Source organism: Labrys methylaminiphilus subsp. lupini (assembly GCF_051161885.1).
Lineage (GTDB): Bacteria > Pseudomonadota > Alphaproteobacteria > Rhizobiales > Labraceae > Labrys.
The window spans coordinates 1,743,849-1,758,161 of the sequence record NZ_JBMDIH010000002.1; the positions used below are offsets into that span (position 1 = coordinate 1,743,849).

Sequence of the window (14,313 nt, forward strand, 5' to 3'; positions counted from 1 at the left end):
CATATCAAGGCGACGGCATTCGCGCGCCCGGCACGATTGGCACGCAGGGCGGCGGGTTCCGGAAGCGGTCTCGACCCTGTGGGGGCTCGAGGGGTTTACGCATCGGCCATAGCTTGGGTTCTCATATCGCTCGGTGACGCCTGGATTTGCGTTCGGATCATCGTGGCTTGCGGTCATGCACACCCCGGTTTGGCAGGACATTTTGTTCGTCGCCTCGGACAGATTGCCCGTAGCCACCATCCAACATTCCAGTAACTCTTTGATATTGCTTACCATGTTGAATGGCATGCGTCTTGCTGGCGTCTTGTCGATGGCCTTGAGCCAAGCATCGGCCCCACCAAACGATGGGCCGGATCAAATCGGCAAACGCAGCCGACAAGGTGCTGCGAAGACGGGGGGTGTCATGACAACCGATGCGGGCACACGAGAGGATATATTGTCTGCACCAAGAAGGGCCGGATTTCTCGATCGGCAAAGGATCGTCGCCAGGCCCGGCTTCAAGGCCCTGCTTCAAGGCCCTGCTTGCCTGGGCCGCCGTCGCCATCCCGCTTTTCTGGGGTCTGTGGATCACGCTCAAAAGCGTCGTTGCATTGTTCTGAAGCTCGGCAGCATATGCGGCCGCCTTCCTGGCGGCCGCAATCCAGCGGTGGGAAGATCATGGTTTCTTGGAAGTCATGATCGGCGGACACCGAGAGGCCGAGATGGAACAGGCCCATGGCAAAGCCGCGGACCTGAAGGCCCTCGCGGCCTCCCGCATAGACGCTCACATGCCTGGCGGATGTTATGTCCGGACGGCATTGTCGACGGCAGCCTCGTCGAGCTTGTTGAGCGGCCCTGCCACTTCGGCGATCGCCTGTTGATGCAAAGTCATCGGCATGTCCTTCTCATCGTCCGTTGCTTCCAACGGATGAATGTGAATCGCATCCTGCCGAATGCCGGCCCCACAAGGTCAGGCGCCGTCCCGAACGAAAGCCAGCGACATTGCCAGTCAGCCGAGCACGAACCGCGAGAATTCCAGCGACCGGCGCGCATCCTCGTCCAGCCTGGCTTCATCCGCATTATTGCTCAGATCGCGCCAAACCTTGATGTCGTTGCCGACCTGGCCGCCCATCTTGACGAAGGGCTCCATCACGACCGCACCGCTGTAACCGATCTCGCGCAGTGCCGTCCCGATCTCGTGCCAAGGCAGACGGCCCGTGCCGGGAACGCGGCGATTATTTTCGCCGGTATGGAAATGACCGAGCAACGGCCCCGCAGTTCGGATAGCCTGTGCGAAACTGTCCTCCTCGATGTTCATATGGAACGTGTCGAGCATCACCTTGACGTTGGGCTTGCCAACTTCGCGAACGAAAGCCACCCCTTCTTCGGCGGTGTTGAGAACGTGGTTCTCGAACCGATTGAGCACTTCGAGGCACAGATTGATGCCGAGATTGCCGGCGAAATCGGCCAGACCCGCAATACCCTCAACGCCTCTCGCCCAATCCCCTGCCTTGTCGACGGGCTTGGAATAGTCGATCGGCCAGTAGGAATGGAGAGCGCCACCGATGACGTGGATGTCGAGCTTGGCGAGGTTCGTCAGCGTCTCCTCGAAAAAGGCCCGGCCTGCCTTCCTGACCGCCGGATCGGGGGAGGACAGGTTCCTCTCGTGGGACGGACCTATTCCCGCGGTAAGCGTGATCCCGTTCTCTCGAGCAGCGCGGGCAACTTCCGCAATGTGAGCCGGGCTATAGCTGTTCAGATGATGCGCTGCGATCTCGATCACGTCGAAGCCGAGCCTGGCAACCTTCTCGACATATTTCAGGCAGTCCGCGCTCCACTCCTGTTCCCAGTACGAATAGTAAATGCCGAACTTCATTTGTATCTCCAATATGATGGGAAGCGCTGTTGGCACGGCGACGACTGGGGCAGTTCTCCGGCGAACGGCCCCTCGACAGCCGGGCGTGACGAGTGAGCATGGTCGGACGAGTTCATCGTCTCATGAACATGAATGGCGGGAAGCCGTTCGCCCAGATCGAGCGCACGACCATGACCAGTAGCAGGAAGCCGCCCCATAGCGCGGTCGCCAAGTGCTGGTTGGCACCCAGCGAGTTCAGGCCCGAGGCGATCACCTGCAGGATGACGAGCGAGATCGCGACCGGCAGTACACGACCGAAACCGCCGTTCGGAGAAACGCCGCCGAGGAAGCATCCGAGCACGGTGATGAGCAGGTAGGCCTCGCCGTGCCCAACGCGCACCGAGTTGAAGCGAGACAGCATGACGATGCCGGCAAGACCGCACATGAGGCCGGACAACGTATAGATCAGCGTGAGCGAGCGGTGCGTCGAGATGCCCGAATAGCGCGTCGCCTCGAGATTCGAGCCGATCATCCTGGTCGCGAAGCCGAGGCGGGTCCGCGACATCACGACATACCAGATCAGTACCGCTGCGACGAAGACGAACACCGGTGCCGGTATGCCGAGCAGGGTTCCCTGCCCTATCGCCTGGACGGCATCGGGCATGCCCGAGATGTCACCGCCGCGAGTCAGAAATTCACCGAGGCCCCGCGCGAAGATCATCATCGAGAGCGACACCAGGATCGGATGCGCCCCGGTGGTGGCGATGATCAGGCCCATAAGCCAGCCGATCGCCGCTCCCGTCGCCAGCGCCGCCAGGATGCCGAGCGCGATGGCAAACGGCCCGGCATCGACGCCGCCGAAGGCGTGCAGAACCGCCGCCATTGCGAGTCCCGACAGGTTGGCGGTGAAGGTGACGGAGAGGTTGAAGCCGTTGGAGATGATCGGCATCAGCATCGCCAGCGTCAGGAGCCCGAGTTCGGGTAGCTGGAAGGCGATCGAGGTGAAGGTCGTGCCGCTCAGGAAGCTCGGCGACGACACGCCGAAGACGAGACAGACGAAGACCAGCAGGGCAAGAAGCGCCCCGATTTCGGGATCGAAGAGCCGGTTCGTGCCGCTCGTCTTGTTTTGAGTGGTCACTGGGCCGTCCTCCGCGTGGGCGCAGCGCGCCAATTTCCGATGAGTTTGCTGACACCCTCACTCGAAAGCGTGATGGCGACGAGGATGATCACGCCGATGATCATCTTGAAGGCATAAGGGGAGATGCCGAGCAGGTTCAGGCCGTTCTGCGTCATCGCCACAAGGATGATGCCGAGGATGACGCCGAGGATCGAGCCGCGCCCGCCACCGAGCCGCGCGCCGCCGAGAACGACCGCGGCGAGCACATCGAGTTCGCGACCGTAGAGCGCGGTGGGGACGACCTCCTGCGCGTAGTGCGCTTGCATGAGCCCCCCGATGCCCGCCATGAGGCCGAGCCAGCCGAAGGCGAGATAGTGCATGGCGCCGAGGCTGACGCCGATGCGCCGCGCACCCTCGGTATTATCGCCCATCGCGTAGAGCTGCCGCCCGGTGCTGGTCCGCCTGAGAAGCAACCAGGTGGCAACGACACACGCGGCCATCACCGCCACCAGGATCGTGATTTCCGCGCGGCCGTCGGCGGTATCCAAGCTGATGATCGTGATCCGATCGGTCAGCCAGTCCGGAAGGTCGTAGAGCGACGAACCGCCGGTGAAGAACATCAGTAGGCCGAAGAAGAGATTATAGGTCGCAATCGTCACGACGATCGAAACGATGCGGAACCGATAGATCCAGAAAGCATTGAAGCAACCGAGCGCCGAGCCGATGGCGCCCGCCAGAATGAAGCCGAGCACCCAGTTTCCGTCGCCAACGGCCCCTAGGGCGAGCACCGTGAGATATTGGACGATCGACGCGGCGACGGCGAACGAAATATCGATGCCGCCTGCAATCAGCACCACCAGCAGGCCGACGCCGAAGATAATGTTGACCGAACTCGCGTTTAGGAGATCGAACAGATTGGACAGTGTCAGGAAAGTCGAGGTCGAGACACTGAGAAATGCGCCCATGACGAGAATCACGAGGATGAGCCAGCGCTCGGTAGAGCCGATGCCGAGGCTACGCATGAACGGCCTCCTCAATTGCGTCGATTTCGACGTCCTGCGGCCGATATTGGCCGACGATCTGGCCGTCACGCATGTGCAGCACCACGTCCGAGTTGAAATAGACTTCCGGAATTTCATCGGAGATGAGCAGGATCGCCATCCCCTCGTCGGCAAGCTGGCGCACGATGTTGAAGATGCCAGCGCGAGCACCGACATCGACGCCGACCGTCGGCGAGTCGAGGATTAGCAGGCGGGGCTTGGTCGATAGCCACTTGGCGAGGACAACCTTCTGCTGGTTGCCGCCGGAGAGGGTCGAAATGGCATTGCCCGGCTTGCCGATCTTGACGCCGAGATCCCTGATCCATTTGCTGACCAGCGTATCCCGTTTCCTGAAAGACAGAAGCGGCTTCGGATCGAGCAGGGTATCGAGGACCGAGATGACGGCGTTATCCTCGATCGATTGCGGCTGGATCAGTCCCAGCGTCAGCCGATCTTCCGAGACATAGGCGACGCCGGCATCGATAGCGTCTCGATTGCTGGCGAAGCGGATGGGCTTGCCGTCGAGACGTATGTCGCCTTGGTCCGGCTGTGTCATGCCGAACAGGCTCAGCGCGAATTCCGTGCGGCCCGACCCGAGCCGCCCGGTCAGCCCGACGATCTCACCTTCGCGGACCGTCAGCGACACGTCCTTGTATTCGCGGCCCTGTGACAGGCCCTTGACTTCGAGCACCGGCCTCTTGGCCGATAGATCGCGGCGGCTGACGGCATAGCCGAAGGTCTTGCCGGTCATGAGTTCGGTGAGCCGGGTCTGGGTCATGCCGGCGGTCGGAAATGTTCCGACGAGCTTGCCGTCCTTGATCACCGTGACGCGGCTGCAGACATCGAGCACCTCAGCGAGCCGATGGCTCACGAGCACGACCGATATGCCTTCGGCGGAAAGGCGCCGGATGATGTCGAGCAGCGCTTCGGTCTCGGCGTGGCTCAGCGATGCGGTCGGCTCGTCCATGAAGACGAGCGTGGCCTCGGTCACCAGCGCACGGGCAACGGCCACGATCTGGCGCTGGGCGATCGGCAGTGTGCGTAGCGGCGCGTCGAGATCGAGCGTGACGCCGAGGCGCTTGAGGATTCTCTCCGCGTCGGCGCGCATCGCACCGTAATTCACGAGGCGCGGACGGCCGCCGAGATTGCGCTCGAAACCGATGTTCTCCGCCACCGACATTTCGGCGAACAGCGCAAGATCCTGCCAAATGACTTGAATCCCGAGGCCGCGCGCACCGGCCGGGCTCAGGTCGGCAATCGGGCGCCCCATGAAGCTCATCACCGCCCCGGGCTCGGGCTGATACACGCCGGTAATGATCTTGATCAGTGTACTCTTTCCGCAGCCATTCTCGCCTGCGAGGCACAGAACCTCTCCCGGCATGATGTCGAAGCGGACGTCATCGAGCGCTTTGATACCACCAAACTGTTTGGAGACATGCTCGATTTTCAGCAAGGGAACAGCGGGCGCCGCCGCGGACTCTCCTGCCGCAGTTGCATGGACATTGGCCATTGTCTGAAAGCTCACGGAATGAGGGCTTCATCGGGAGCACACCCGGCGGCGACACCGGGTGTGTTTCCAGGCAAATACGTCGAGGGGTCAGAGGCCCATCTTCGCCAGATCGTCGATCGTGTCCTTGTTGAGCTCTACCAGCTCGTTCACAATAAGATTGTGGCCATCCGGATGCACGACACCGAGACCGGGAATATTGGTCCCGTCCTTGATCGGCTCGCCCTTGGCAACCATCTGGCCGAGGGTGACAAAAATCTCTCCCGCGAGCGCCGGATTCCACATGAAACCACCGGTCAAAACACCATCATGCACGAGCTTCCGGCCCTGGCCAGGCGAGAACGGGCCGAGCACCAGCACCTTGCCGTCGAGATGCTTCTCCTTCACCGCGCGCGCCGCCCCGATCGGGCCCTGGCTGCCAAAGGCGAGGAAAGCCTTGAGGTTCGGATTGGCGCGAATCAAGTCGAGAGCCGTGCTCCGCGATTGATCGACGTTCTCCGCCACACCGTACCGGTCGCCGACCACCTTCATGTCGGGTGCGTTCGCCTTGATATAAGCAATCGCCGCATCGGCCCAGGCGTTGTGCAGCGGCACTGTGAGCGATCCGACGAACACCGCATATTCGCCCTTGCCGCCCAGCGCGTCCACGAGACGCTTGCCGTAGGCCTCGCCGAAGCCTTTCGCGGACGCCAGCTCGAAGTCATAGTCGGCGTTCTTTTGCTTCGGTGACTCGTGGGTGATCACCTTGATGCCCGCCTTGCGGGCGCGGTCGAGCACGGGCTCGAGCACCTCGGCATCGTTAGGAACGACGCCGATAACGTCGACTTTCTTGGCAATTAGATCCTCGATCGCACGAACCTGCAGGGCCGGGTCGGCGCTGGTAGGGCCGACCATGAAAGCGTCGACGCCGAGCTCGGCCGCTTTCTTTTTGATACCGGCCTCCATGGCATTGAACCACGGAATACCACCGATCTTCACCACTACGCCGATGACCGGTTTGTCCGCCGATGCGCGGGCGCCACCGAGCACGCCCGGTATCAGCAAGCCGCCAACCCCGAGGGCCGAGCCAGAGAGAAAGGTGCGGCGGCTGATCTTCGACGCACGGATGGAATCAGAATGCGAAGTCACGAGAGTCCTCCCAATTTGTTTTGCCGGCGACGGCGTTAGCTGCTCCCGAAGCCTTTCTTAGCTAAATCCATTCAGCACAGATTGTCAAGATAGCTGAAAGGATTTAGCATGCATTTTAAGAAAGTACCGAACTCGATCCGTATAGCCAGCGAGGGGACGATGGCGCGCTCGCCAAGCACACGTAGATCCACCATCTATGACATCGCCAAGGCGACCCAGGCCTCCCCGTCCACGGTGAGCCTCGTGCTCAACGACAGTTGGAAGCGCTACCGCATCAAGGAAGAAACCGCCAAGCGCGTGCTGAAGGCAGCCCAGGAACTCGGCTACGCCGTCAACATGAAGGCCAGGGGTTTGCGCCTGTCGCGCTCCGGCCTTGCCGGCATGATCATCCCCCATTACCGCAACCGCTTCTTCGCCGGCCTTGCCGAGGCTTTCGAGGCGGATACGCGACAGCGCGGCCTGTGCCCCATTGTGGTGAGCACGCGGCGCGACGAGGAAATCGAGGCCAGCGTCACCAGTACCTTGCTGTCCCAACAGGTCGAGTTCCTGTTCATCGCCGGCGTGCGCAACACGAAGCCGCTCAATGCCCTGTGCCGGGCTGCGGGCATTCCTTGCGTCAATCTCGACTTACCCGGCAGCGATGCGCCCTCGGTGGTCACCGACAATTACGGCGGTGCGCGTGCCCTCACCGAAAAACTGATCGCCAAACTACGAAAGCGTCGGAAAGCACCGCGTGACCTGCTCTTTCTCGGCGGCGTCGCCGGAGAGCATGCCACCGACCGCCGTATCGACGGCTTTCGCGACGCCGTGGCAGCCAATGGGCAGGAAATGGTGCTTGAAGTCGCCTGCTGCGGCTATCGTCCTTCATCGGCTCGGGAAGCCCTCACTGCTCACTTCGAAGCGCTCGGCCGCATGCCGGACGGCCTCTTCATCAACTCCATCACCTCTTTCGAAGGGCTCGTGCAATTCTCCCTGCAGGTACCGCGCCAAGCCATGCGCGAGGTCAGCACGGTGTGTTCCGACTGGGATCCGTTCGCAGCCCACCTGCCCTTCGACGTGATTATGACACGTCAGAACGTCGAGACCATCATCGCCGAGGGCTACGCGCTGGTGGACAATTATGTTCCGGGCGAGAATCCGATGGTGGTGGTGCCACCGGAATTCGCACCGAGCTCGGAGCGGGAAAGCAATTGGCGCTGAGGAGAAAGGGCTAAGAGGCGGACGGCTAAGAAGTTCTCACCTACGCCAAGGGCAATCGGGGCGTTCGCTAGATCTTCAAGAAAGTCGCCCGTGAAGTAGTCGCGTTCAGGCGGGTGCAGTTGACTGCGCGTGCTCGTGAGCCGCCGAGCGCGGCCAGGAAAAGGGCGCAAAGCAGGCAGAGCCATTTAAGGAGCAGGCTGAAGTTGTAGCGTGCGGCGGCAAGAACGGCGTTGGGGGCATCGCCTGAGGAATGGGCGAGGAAGTTGCGCCCCATGCGGTGGTCACTCTTGCAGTGGCCGATGACGGGTTCGATCGCGGCGCTTAGCGTCGGAAGGCCCTTTGGTTCTGTTGCAGACGTTTCGGTAGTAGGCTGTCGGCCCAAGGGGTAGAGGCAGCAGCCGATACCGTCAACGTCGTCTCTCCCGAGACCTATATCGGCTATGAGCGTGCGGACAATTTCGTGTCGCCGTCAGGGATGATCGTCAACAAACCGCGGGTCTATGCCAAAGCCGGTAGTCTCGACATCAATCAGTGGACGCTCAGCGGAAATTGGACGGTCGAGAAAGAGAGCGCCTCTCTCAATGCCGCCAACGGTGGCATCACCTTTCGCTTCCATGCTCGTGACCTGCATCTGGTCCTCGGTCCTGGCGCCGACAGCAAGCTTGTACGTTTTCGGGTGCTGATCGACGGCAAGGCACCGGGTGCGGCTCACGGAGTAGATATCGATGCCGAGGGTAACGGCACAATCGTTGGCCAGCGCCTCTACCAACTGGTTCGACAAGATGAGCCGATTGGCGATCAAACGTTCCAGATCGAGTTTCTCGATCCGGGCGCCCAGGCCTTTGCGTTTACCTTTGGCTGAGGCACGCCCGAGCCTCATGCCGTTGTGGGGGCAGAAAGGCAGAAGCTCCCACAAGACAGCGTCTGCGCCGCCGGCCGACTCGACCAAGCCATCGCTTTGCATCAGTGACGGAAGGAGGACCGCACCTTCCCTCGAAAGTCGGTAGGCTTCAGGTGATGATCGCGCGGGGTTCGAGGAAGGCTTCCAATCCGAATGGCCCGAATTCGCGGCCAATGCCCGACTGCTTGAACCCACCGAAAGGCGCAAGCGGCTCGTGCGGGGCGCCATTGATCGCGACACGTCCGGCCTCCAGTTGTCCCGCGACCCGGCGTGCCCGTTCCGGATCGGAAGACTGGACATAGGCCGCCAACCCGTAATCGGTGTCGTTGGCGATCGCGATGGCCTCTGCCTCGTCCCGATAGGAGATCACGCAAAGCACCGGTCCAAATATCTCCTCGCGCGCGATCCGCATCTGGTTGGTGACGCCTGTGAAGATGGTCGGGCGGACGAACCAGCCCCGATCAAGATGATCGGGGCGCCCCTCACCGCCGATGAGCAATGTGGCTCCTTCTTCCTGCCCGAGCCGAATGTAAGACTGGACGCGTTCCCACTGTTTCAGGCTGACCATCGGGCCAATCTGGACGCCGGGATCATTGGCGGGGCCGACCTTCATCGCGGCGCCTGCCGCCTTCAGTCGCTCCAAAATCTCGTCGAGACGGCGTTCGGGCACGAGGATGCGCGTGCCGTCGATGCAGGCCTGTCCGCTGTTGCCGAAACCTGTCATCAGTACCTGCGGGATCGTGCGATCCAGATCGGCATCGTCGAGAATGATGGTCGGGCTTTTGCCGCCCAGTTCGAGTGTTACCCGCTTGATCGTCTGGGCCGCCGCAGCGAGGATCGCCCGGCCGCTGGCGGTGGAGCCGGTGAAGCTGATCTTTGCGATGTCCGGATGCGCGCTGAGGGCAGCGCCTGCCACTGAACCGATGCCATTGACAATGTTGAACACACCGCGCGGCAGCCCGGCCTCATGCAGGCATTGCAGGAGGAGTTGCGTCTGGAGCGCGCTCATCTCAGAAGGCTTGATGACGATCGTGGTGCCGGCCGCGATTGCGGTTGCGAGCTTGGAGCAGATGAAGCCGTAATTGCTGTTCCAGGGCGTGATCGCAGCGGCGATGCCGGATGCGCGCATCTCTACTTCCGCGCGACCGATGGTGCGGCGGAACTGATATCCCTCCAGTGTCTCCGCCATGTCGAGGAAAACGGACGCTGCATGCGGCACGGCAAAGCTTGTGAAAATGGCAGGTGCGCCATATTCCTCGGTCATCGTCGCGACGAGATCATCGCTGCGAGCGGCCACGACGGCGGAAAGCCGCTTGAGCATGGCGATGCGCTCGGCCTTCGACGTACGCGCCATGCCGGAAAAGGCGCGCTTGGCGGCAGCGACGGCCGTATCAACGTCACGCGCATCCGCGAGGCGGACGGTGCCGATCTGCTCCTCGGTGGCCGGATTGAACAAGGACGAGCGCTCCTCGCCCTGCGGCCTGATAAAGGCGCCATCGATATAGATCGTGTCGATATTGCGCATTGGAAAGGGCTCCACATTGAAGGCTGGTGAAGGCCTATATGTCCTACGACCACTGATCTGATAAGAAGGCCAAAGCGGGACAGTCTGATGAAGGATATCGCGCAATGGCAAAGGCCAGCCTGGTCGAACTGGAAGCGGTCGCTGCGGTCGCCCGCTCGGGCGGTTTCCGCGCTGCGGCGCGAGAACTCGGTATATCCTCTTCCGCGCTTAGCCACGCCATCGCGACACTGGAAGAAAGACTGGGCGTAAGGCTGTTCAACCGGACGACCCGTAGCGTTGCATTGTCACCGGCGGGGGAACAGTTCGTTGGGGAGATCACGCCGGCTCTGACGGCCATCGAAGACGCGATCGATCACGCCGGCGAACACAGTGCCGAGCCCACCGGCACGTTGCGCATCAACACCTCACTCGGTGCGGCAAGAATGTTCCTGACGCCATTGTTCCTCGAATATGCCAGCCTCTATCCCCGCGTGGAGGTGGAGATTGTCACAGAGGGCGCACTGGTCGACGTCACCGGGCAAGGCTTCGATGCCGGCATTCGCCTTGCCGAGGCAGTACCTCCCGACATGATTGCTGTCCCCATACTCCCGGAGATCCGCTCGCTGGTCGTCGGCACCCCCGATTATTTCAAGAGGCGGGGTGTGCCCAAGGTGCCGACCGACCTCAGCCGTCACCGCTGCATCCGTGCCCGTATGGCGAGCGGAAAGCTGTACCGCTGGGAGTTCGAGCGTCGGGGTGAAACCATGCTGATCGATGTGCCGGGTACGCTGACACTCGATGAAAGCAGCCTGATGCTGGAAGCGGCATTGGCGGGCGTTGGCCTGACTTATCTCGCCGAGCCGGTGGTCGCAGAATATATTGCCGCCCACCGACTGATGGTGGTTCTGGAAGACTGGACACCGCCCTATCCGGGGCCTTGCCTTTACTTCGCCGGACGCCGACATATTCCGGCCAGGCTCCGAGCCCTTATAGATCTCATTCGGGCGTGGCCATTGGCGAAGCGAACTGCTTCGACATCGCGAAGCCACGCGCCCCAGGAGCAATCGCTTTAGAGACGAACTTCCTCCAGCGCTGGACGCCATGCAACGTGATGGGATTGCCTTTCGATTCCGTAGTTACGTTTGGATTGCCGACCGCCTTCAATTGTTGCTGCCAGAAAACAAAAAGGTGAGAGTTTTATATCCAACCCTTACTTCTAGGTCACGCGCCATTCACACACCATAAATTTACTTTCTGTGAAAACAAACAATATATTCATTTATTCAAATAAAAAATCAAGTCATCGCACACAATATTGCTCGAAAAAAGAACTTTAGTACACGCCACCACGTCTCTATTTTTCTAATTTATTTTTATGTCACGCGTATACGGCTTTTAATTATTTCACAAAACTACAAAATACCTTATCATCTTTTCACAGCGCTAGGATGTCATCGGCAACCGCCGGCACCTGATCACGATCCGCATCCAAGGATGCTCGTTCCTATTCTTTCCGTCTCTACCACTCGACAGCAGTCCAACGACACAAACCATGGGGGGACAAATGATGGGCGCGACGACACCAGACAATATCATGCAGCTCGGCATGGGCTTCTGGGCCTCCAAGACATTGCTCAGTGCGGTCGAACTCGGTGTCTTCACCGAACTCGCTACGGGACCGGCCGATCTGCCGACGTTGCAGACCAAGTTGAAATTGCATCCCCGTGCGGTTCGCGATTTCCTCGATGCCCTGGTGGCTCTTGGGATGCTCGAGCGCGACGATGGCATCTATCGCAATTCCCCCGATACGGATCTCTTCCTCGACAAAGCGAAGCCGTCCTATATCGGCGGTATCCTCGAAATGGCCAATGCCCGGCTCTACGGTTTCTGGGGCTCGCTTACCGAGGCCCTGCACACAGGCGAAGCCCAAAACGAAGGCAAACACAGCGAAGACTTCTTTGCGGCCCTCTACGCGGAACCCGAGCGCCTGAGTGGCTTCCTCAAGGCCATGAGCGGTATCAGCGCCGGCGCGGCACATGCGATTGCAGCCAAGTTCGATTGGTCGAAATATGCGACTTTTGCCGACGTGGGTGCGGCGCAGGGCATGGTGCCCGTGGTGGTCGCGCGGAGCCATCCGCATCTGCGCGCGATCGGCTTCGATCTGCCCGCCGTACAGCCGATATTCGACGAATTCGTCGCGCAACAAGGACTCACCGAGCGCATACGCTTTCAGGCCGGCAGTTTTTTCGATGGACCCATCCCGAACGCGGATGTGATCGTGATGGGACATATCCTGCACGACTGGGACCTCGCCCAGAAGAAGCTGCTAATACAAAAAGCCTTCGCCGCCTTGCCGAAAGGTGGCGCCCTGATCGTCTACGACGCCGTCATCGATGACGAACGCCGCAAGAATGCCTTCGGCCTTCTGATGAGTTTGAACATGCTGATCGAAACTCGTGGAGGCTTCGACTATACTGGTGCGGACTGCCAGACTTGGATGCGAGAAGCAGGCTTCGTGTCCACACGCGTCGAGCCATTGCTGGGACCGGATTCGATGGTGGTCGGATTCAAGCCTGAATGAACCCCTCCAAATGGCGCGCGGGATCTGGATCAGCGCGGTGATGTGGCTCGAGTTGCCTGCCGCACTCACGATGTTCAGCAGATGTTTCGCTACGAAGCGGACATACGATCGGAACTATAAAAAAGCGCCTGCGCGACGAACGTGTCGAGGCTCCCATCTGGCTAGTTCGGAAAAGACCGGAGGAATTTGATCGGCAGGAGATTGGTGAGCGCGAGGAAGCGATCGGTCGTTCCATAAGACCGATATGCGAAAAAGGCGCCTGCAACAGGCCAAGCAATCGCAGGACCGAGCCCGGCCACGGTACCCCCATGCCCTCACCCGCCCAGAACACGCCGAATGCCGAAAGCATCACGCCGACACCAAACTTCAGGGTATTCTCCGGAACCTGGGCGAGAGGCTTTCGCAGCAGCAACCCGATTGCGAGTACCACCAAACACGCAGCGAGCGCTCCCAAGGCAGCGGGAAGCAGCAGGCCACGCCCAGCACCAACGGCTATGACGATAAAAACCACCTCAAGGCCTTCGAGAAGAACCGCCTTGAAGGCCGTCAACCCTGCGATCCACGAGAGGGACCCGCGCCCGGAAGCGGCCGCCAGCTGAGCTGATTCCGATTCAAAAATGGCGTCCTCATCATGCAACGGGATGATGTCGGCACTCCGCAGGATAGCCTTCCGCAGCCACCCCATGCCGAACAGCAAGAGGAGAATACCGATGACAAGCTGCAGGACCTGAAGCGGGATAAGACCTAGCAAAGGGCCGAAGACAGCGATCAGCAGGCCAAGGACGACAAGGGCGGCCATTGTACCGATTAAAGCCGGACGCCACCCCGCAAGGTGCCTACCGCCAAGACGATGGTGAACGCTTCGACCACCTCGACGACGGAGGCGAGGAACGCGGCACCTAGCGCGGGTGCCGCGACACCTAGGGAAACCAATTCCAATATTGCCATCGCTGAAAAGGAACTTTCTCGACCTGCCGTAGACACCGCCTCGCCGCGAGCCATGGTAGAAGGGGTTGCCTTAGCTGAGAATTAGAAGGACCGGCCGCGGGCCGGTGACAGCCGTGCCGAGCGACGCGGCGAGAAAGCGTCGCCTCCGGCAAGCCTGATCCTCAGATTCAAGCGATCGCCTGCCTGCAGTTGACAGTCGGCGGCGGTTTTTTCCGAGATGAGCACGCCATTTTGCACGCTCGTCAATTTCTCCAGCGTGCCCCTGGCATCGTGATTGGCGAGGAATGCATCCGAAATGGACGTTGCTTCGGTGAAAGTCCGCAAAAACAGAAGGGATCAGACAGGCTCACGGTGACCTGCTCCCCTGGAAAGTCCTCGCCTTGAGGTTAGCCTGCTCTCTGACAGAGGAGACGGGCCATGAAACGATCGAGGTTCTCGGACGAACACATCATCGGCATCAGGCGCCTCACGGCAGGGTGTCCGTGTTGACGGTCTTTGCGTTGCAGGATTTGGAGAAGGATCGCCCGGCTCTCAGCGGCCTAGCGGCGGCGTT

Annotated in this window: 11 protein-coding genes and 2 pseudogenes; 5 read left to right on the top strand and 8 right to left on the bottom strand. The window is 60.7% G+C overall.

What is annotated here, in order from left to right:
- Nucleotides 1-413: 413 nt before the first annotated feature.
- Nucleotides 414-599: an MFS transporter small subunit gene (locus tag ACN6KF_RS33670; RefSeq protein ID WP_434961223.1), complete on the top strand. Its 186-nt coding sequence runs from the start codon at nt 414-416 to the stop codon at nt 597-599.
- A 389-nt stretch (nt 600-988) separates the two neighbouring features.
- Here the strand turns inward: ACN6KF_RS33670 and ACN6KF_RS33675 are convergent, their stop codons facing one another.
- From ACN6KF_RS33675 to ACN6KF_RS33695, 5 genes are all read right to left on the bottom strand, one after another.
- Nucleotides 989-1,855, bottom strand: coding sequence for a D-psicose 3-epimerase (locus ACN6KF_RS33675; protein ID WP_434961224.1), 867 nt, complete (start codon nt 1,853-1,855; stop codon nt 989-991).
- Between the two features lie 112 nt (nt 1,856-1,967).
- The gene (locus ACN6KF_RS33680) at nt 1,968-2,972 is read right to left on the bottom strand and encodes an ABC transporter permease (protein WP_434961225.1); all 1,005 of its coding nucleotides are present in this window, start codon (nt 2,970-2,972) and stop codon (nt 1,968-1,970) included.
- Entirely contained in the window at nt 2,969-3,973 is a 1,005-nt protein-coding gene (locus ACN6KF_RS33685) for an ABC transporter permease (RefSeq protein WP_434961226.1), read from the bottom strand. Before ACN6KF_RS33685 ends, ACN6KF_RS33680 begins: the two co-directional genes overlap by 4 nt.
- Nucleotides 3,966-5,501 carry a sugar ABC transporter ATP-binding protein gene (locus ACN6KF_RS33690; RefSeq protein WP_434961374.1) on the bottom strand — a complete coding sequence of 512 codons (1,536 nt, stop codon included), beginning with the start codon at nt 5,499-5,501 and terminating at the stop codon, nt 3,966-3,968. The genes ACN6KF_RS33685 and ACN6KF_RS33690 overlap by 8 nt, the downstream gene beginning before the upstream one ends.
- Before the next feature lie 87 nt (nt 5,502-5,588).
- Nucleotides 5,589-6,542: a substrate-binding domain-containing protein gene (locus ACN6KF_RS33695; protein ID WP_434961375.1), complete on the bottom strand. Its 954-nt coding sequence runs from the start codon at nt 6,540-6,542 to the stop codon at nt 5,589-5,591.
- A gap of 192 nt (nt 6,543-6,734) precedes the next feature.
- Between ACN6KF_RS33695 and ACN6KF_RS33700 the strand changes: the two genes are divergently transcribed.
- Nucleotides 6,735-7,826: a LacI family DNA-binding transcriptional regulator gene (locus tag ACN6KF_RS33700; protein ID WP_434961227.1), complete on the top strand. Its 1,092-nt coding sequence runs from the start codon at nt 6,735-6,737 to the stop codon at nt 7,824-7,826.
- Nucleotides 7,827-7,893: 67 nt separating this feature from the next.
- Here the strand turns inward: ACN6KF_RS33700 and ACN6KF_RS33705 are convergent.
- A pseudogene (locus tag ACN6KF_RS33705) lies at nt 7,894-8,145 on the bottom strand (hypothetical protein); the annotation flags it as partial.
- A 51-nt stretch (nt 8,146-8,196) separates the two neighbouring features.
- Between ACN6KF_RS33705 and ACN6KF_RS33710 the strand changes: the two are divergent.
- Entirely contained in the window at nt 8,197-8,688 is a 492-nt protein-coding gene (locus ACN6KF_RS33710) for a hypothetical protein (RefSeq protein ID WP_434961376.1), read from the top strand.
- Nucleotides 8,689-8,836: 148 nt separating this feature from the next.
- Here ACN6KF_RS33710 and ACN6KF_RS33715 read toward each other — a convergent pair whose 3' ends face one another.
- Nucleotides 8,837-10,252: an aldehyde dehydrogenase family protein gene (locus tag ACN6KF_RS33715; RefSeq protein ID WP_434961228.1), complete on the bottom strand. Its 1,416-nt coding sequence runs from the start codon at nt 10,250-10,252 to the stop codon at nt 8,837-8,839.
- Between the two features lie 104 nt (nt 10,253-10,356).
- Between ACN6KF_RS33715 and ACN6KF_RS33720 the strand changes: the two genes are divergently transcribed.
- Together ACN6KF_RS33720 and ACN6KF_RS33725 are read left to right on the top strand one after the other, a co-directional pair.
- On the top strand, nt 10,357-11,304 hold the full coding sequence (locus ACN6KF_RS33720; RefSeq protein WP_434961229.1) for a LysR family transcriptional regulator: 948 nt from the start codon (nt 10,357-10,359) through the stop codon (nt 11,302-11,304).
- Nucleotides 11,305-11,798: 494 nt separating this feature from the next.
- Nucleotides 11,799-12,812 carry a methyltransferase gene (locus tag ACN6KF_RS33725; RefSeq protein ID WP_434961377.1) on the top strand — a complete coding sequence of 338 codons (1,014 nt, stop codon included), beginning with the start codon at nt 11,799-11,801 and terminating at the stop codon, nt 12,810-12,812.
- Nucleotides 12,813-13,074: 262 nt separating this feature from the next.
- Here ACN6KF_RS33725 and ACN6KF_RS33730 read toward each other — a convergent pair.
- Nucleotides 13,075-13,760: pseudogene (locus ACN6KF_RS33730) on the bottom strand (COG4280 domain-containing protein); the annotation flags it as partial.
- Nucleotides 13,761-14,313: the final 553 nt, after the last annotated feature.

What these genes read in the sequence shown, in the direction of transcription:
- ACN6KF_RS33715 (WP_434961228.1), bottom strand. Translation starts at nt 10,252, where the DNA reads ATGCGCAATATCGACACGATCTATATCGATGGCGCCTTTATCAGGCCG.
- ACN6KF_RS33720 (WP_434961229.1), top strand. Translation starts at nt 10,357, where the DNA reads ATGGCAAAGGCCAGCCTGGTCGAACTGGAAGCGGTCGCTGCGGTCGCC.
- ACN6KF_RS33685 (WP_434961226.1), bottom strand. Translation starts at nt 3,973, where the DNA reads ATGCGTAGCCTCGGCATCGGCTCTACCGAGCGCTGGCTCATCCTCGTG.
- ACN6KF_RS33675 (WP_434961224.1), bottom strand. Translation starts at nt 1,855, where the DNA reads ATGAAGTTCGGCATTTACTATTCGTACTGGGAACAGGAGTGGAGCGCG.
- ACN6KF_RS33690 (WP_434961374.1), bottom strand. Translation starts at nt 5,501, where the DNA reads ATGGCCAATGTCCATGCAACTGCGGCAGGAGAGTCCGCGGCGGCGCCC.
- ACN6KF_RS33700 (WP_434961227.1), top strand. Translation starts at nt 6,735, where the DNA reads ATGCATTTTAAGAAAGTACCGAACTCGATCCGTATAGCCAGCGAGGGG.
- ACN6KF_RS33725 (WP_434961377.1), top strand. Translation starts at nt 11,799, where the DNA reads ATGGGCGCGACGACACCAGACAATATCATGCAGCTCGGCATGGGCTTC.
- ACN6KF_RS33670 (WP_434961223.1), top strand. Translation starts at nt 414, where the DNA reads ATGCGGGCACACGAGAGGATATATTGTCTGCACCAAGAAGGGCCGGAT.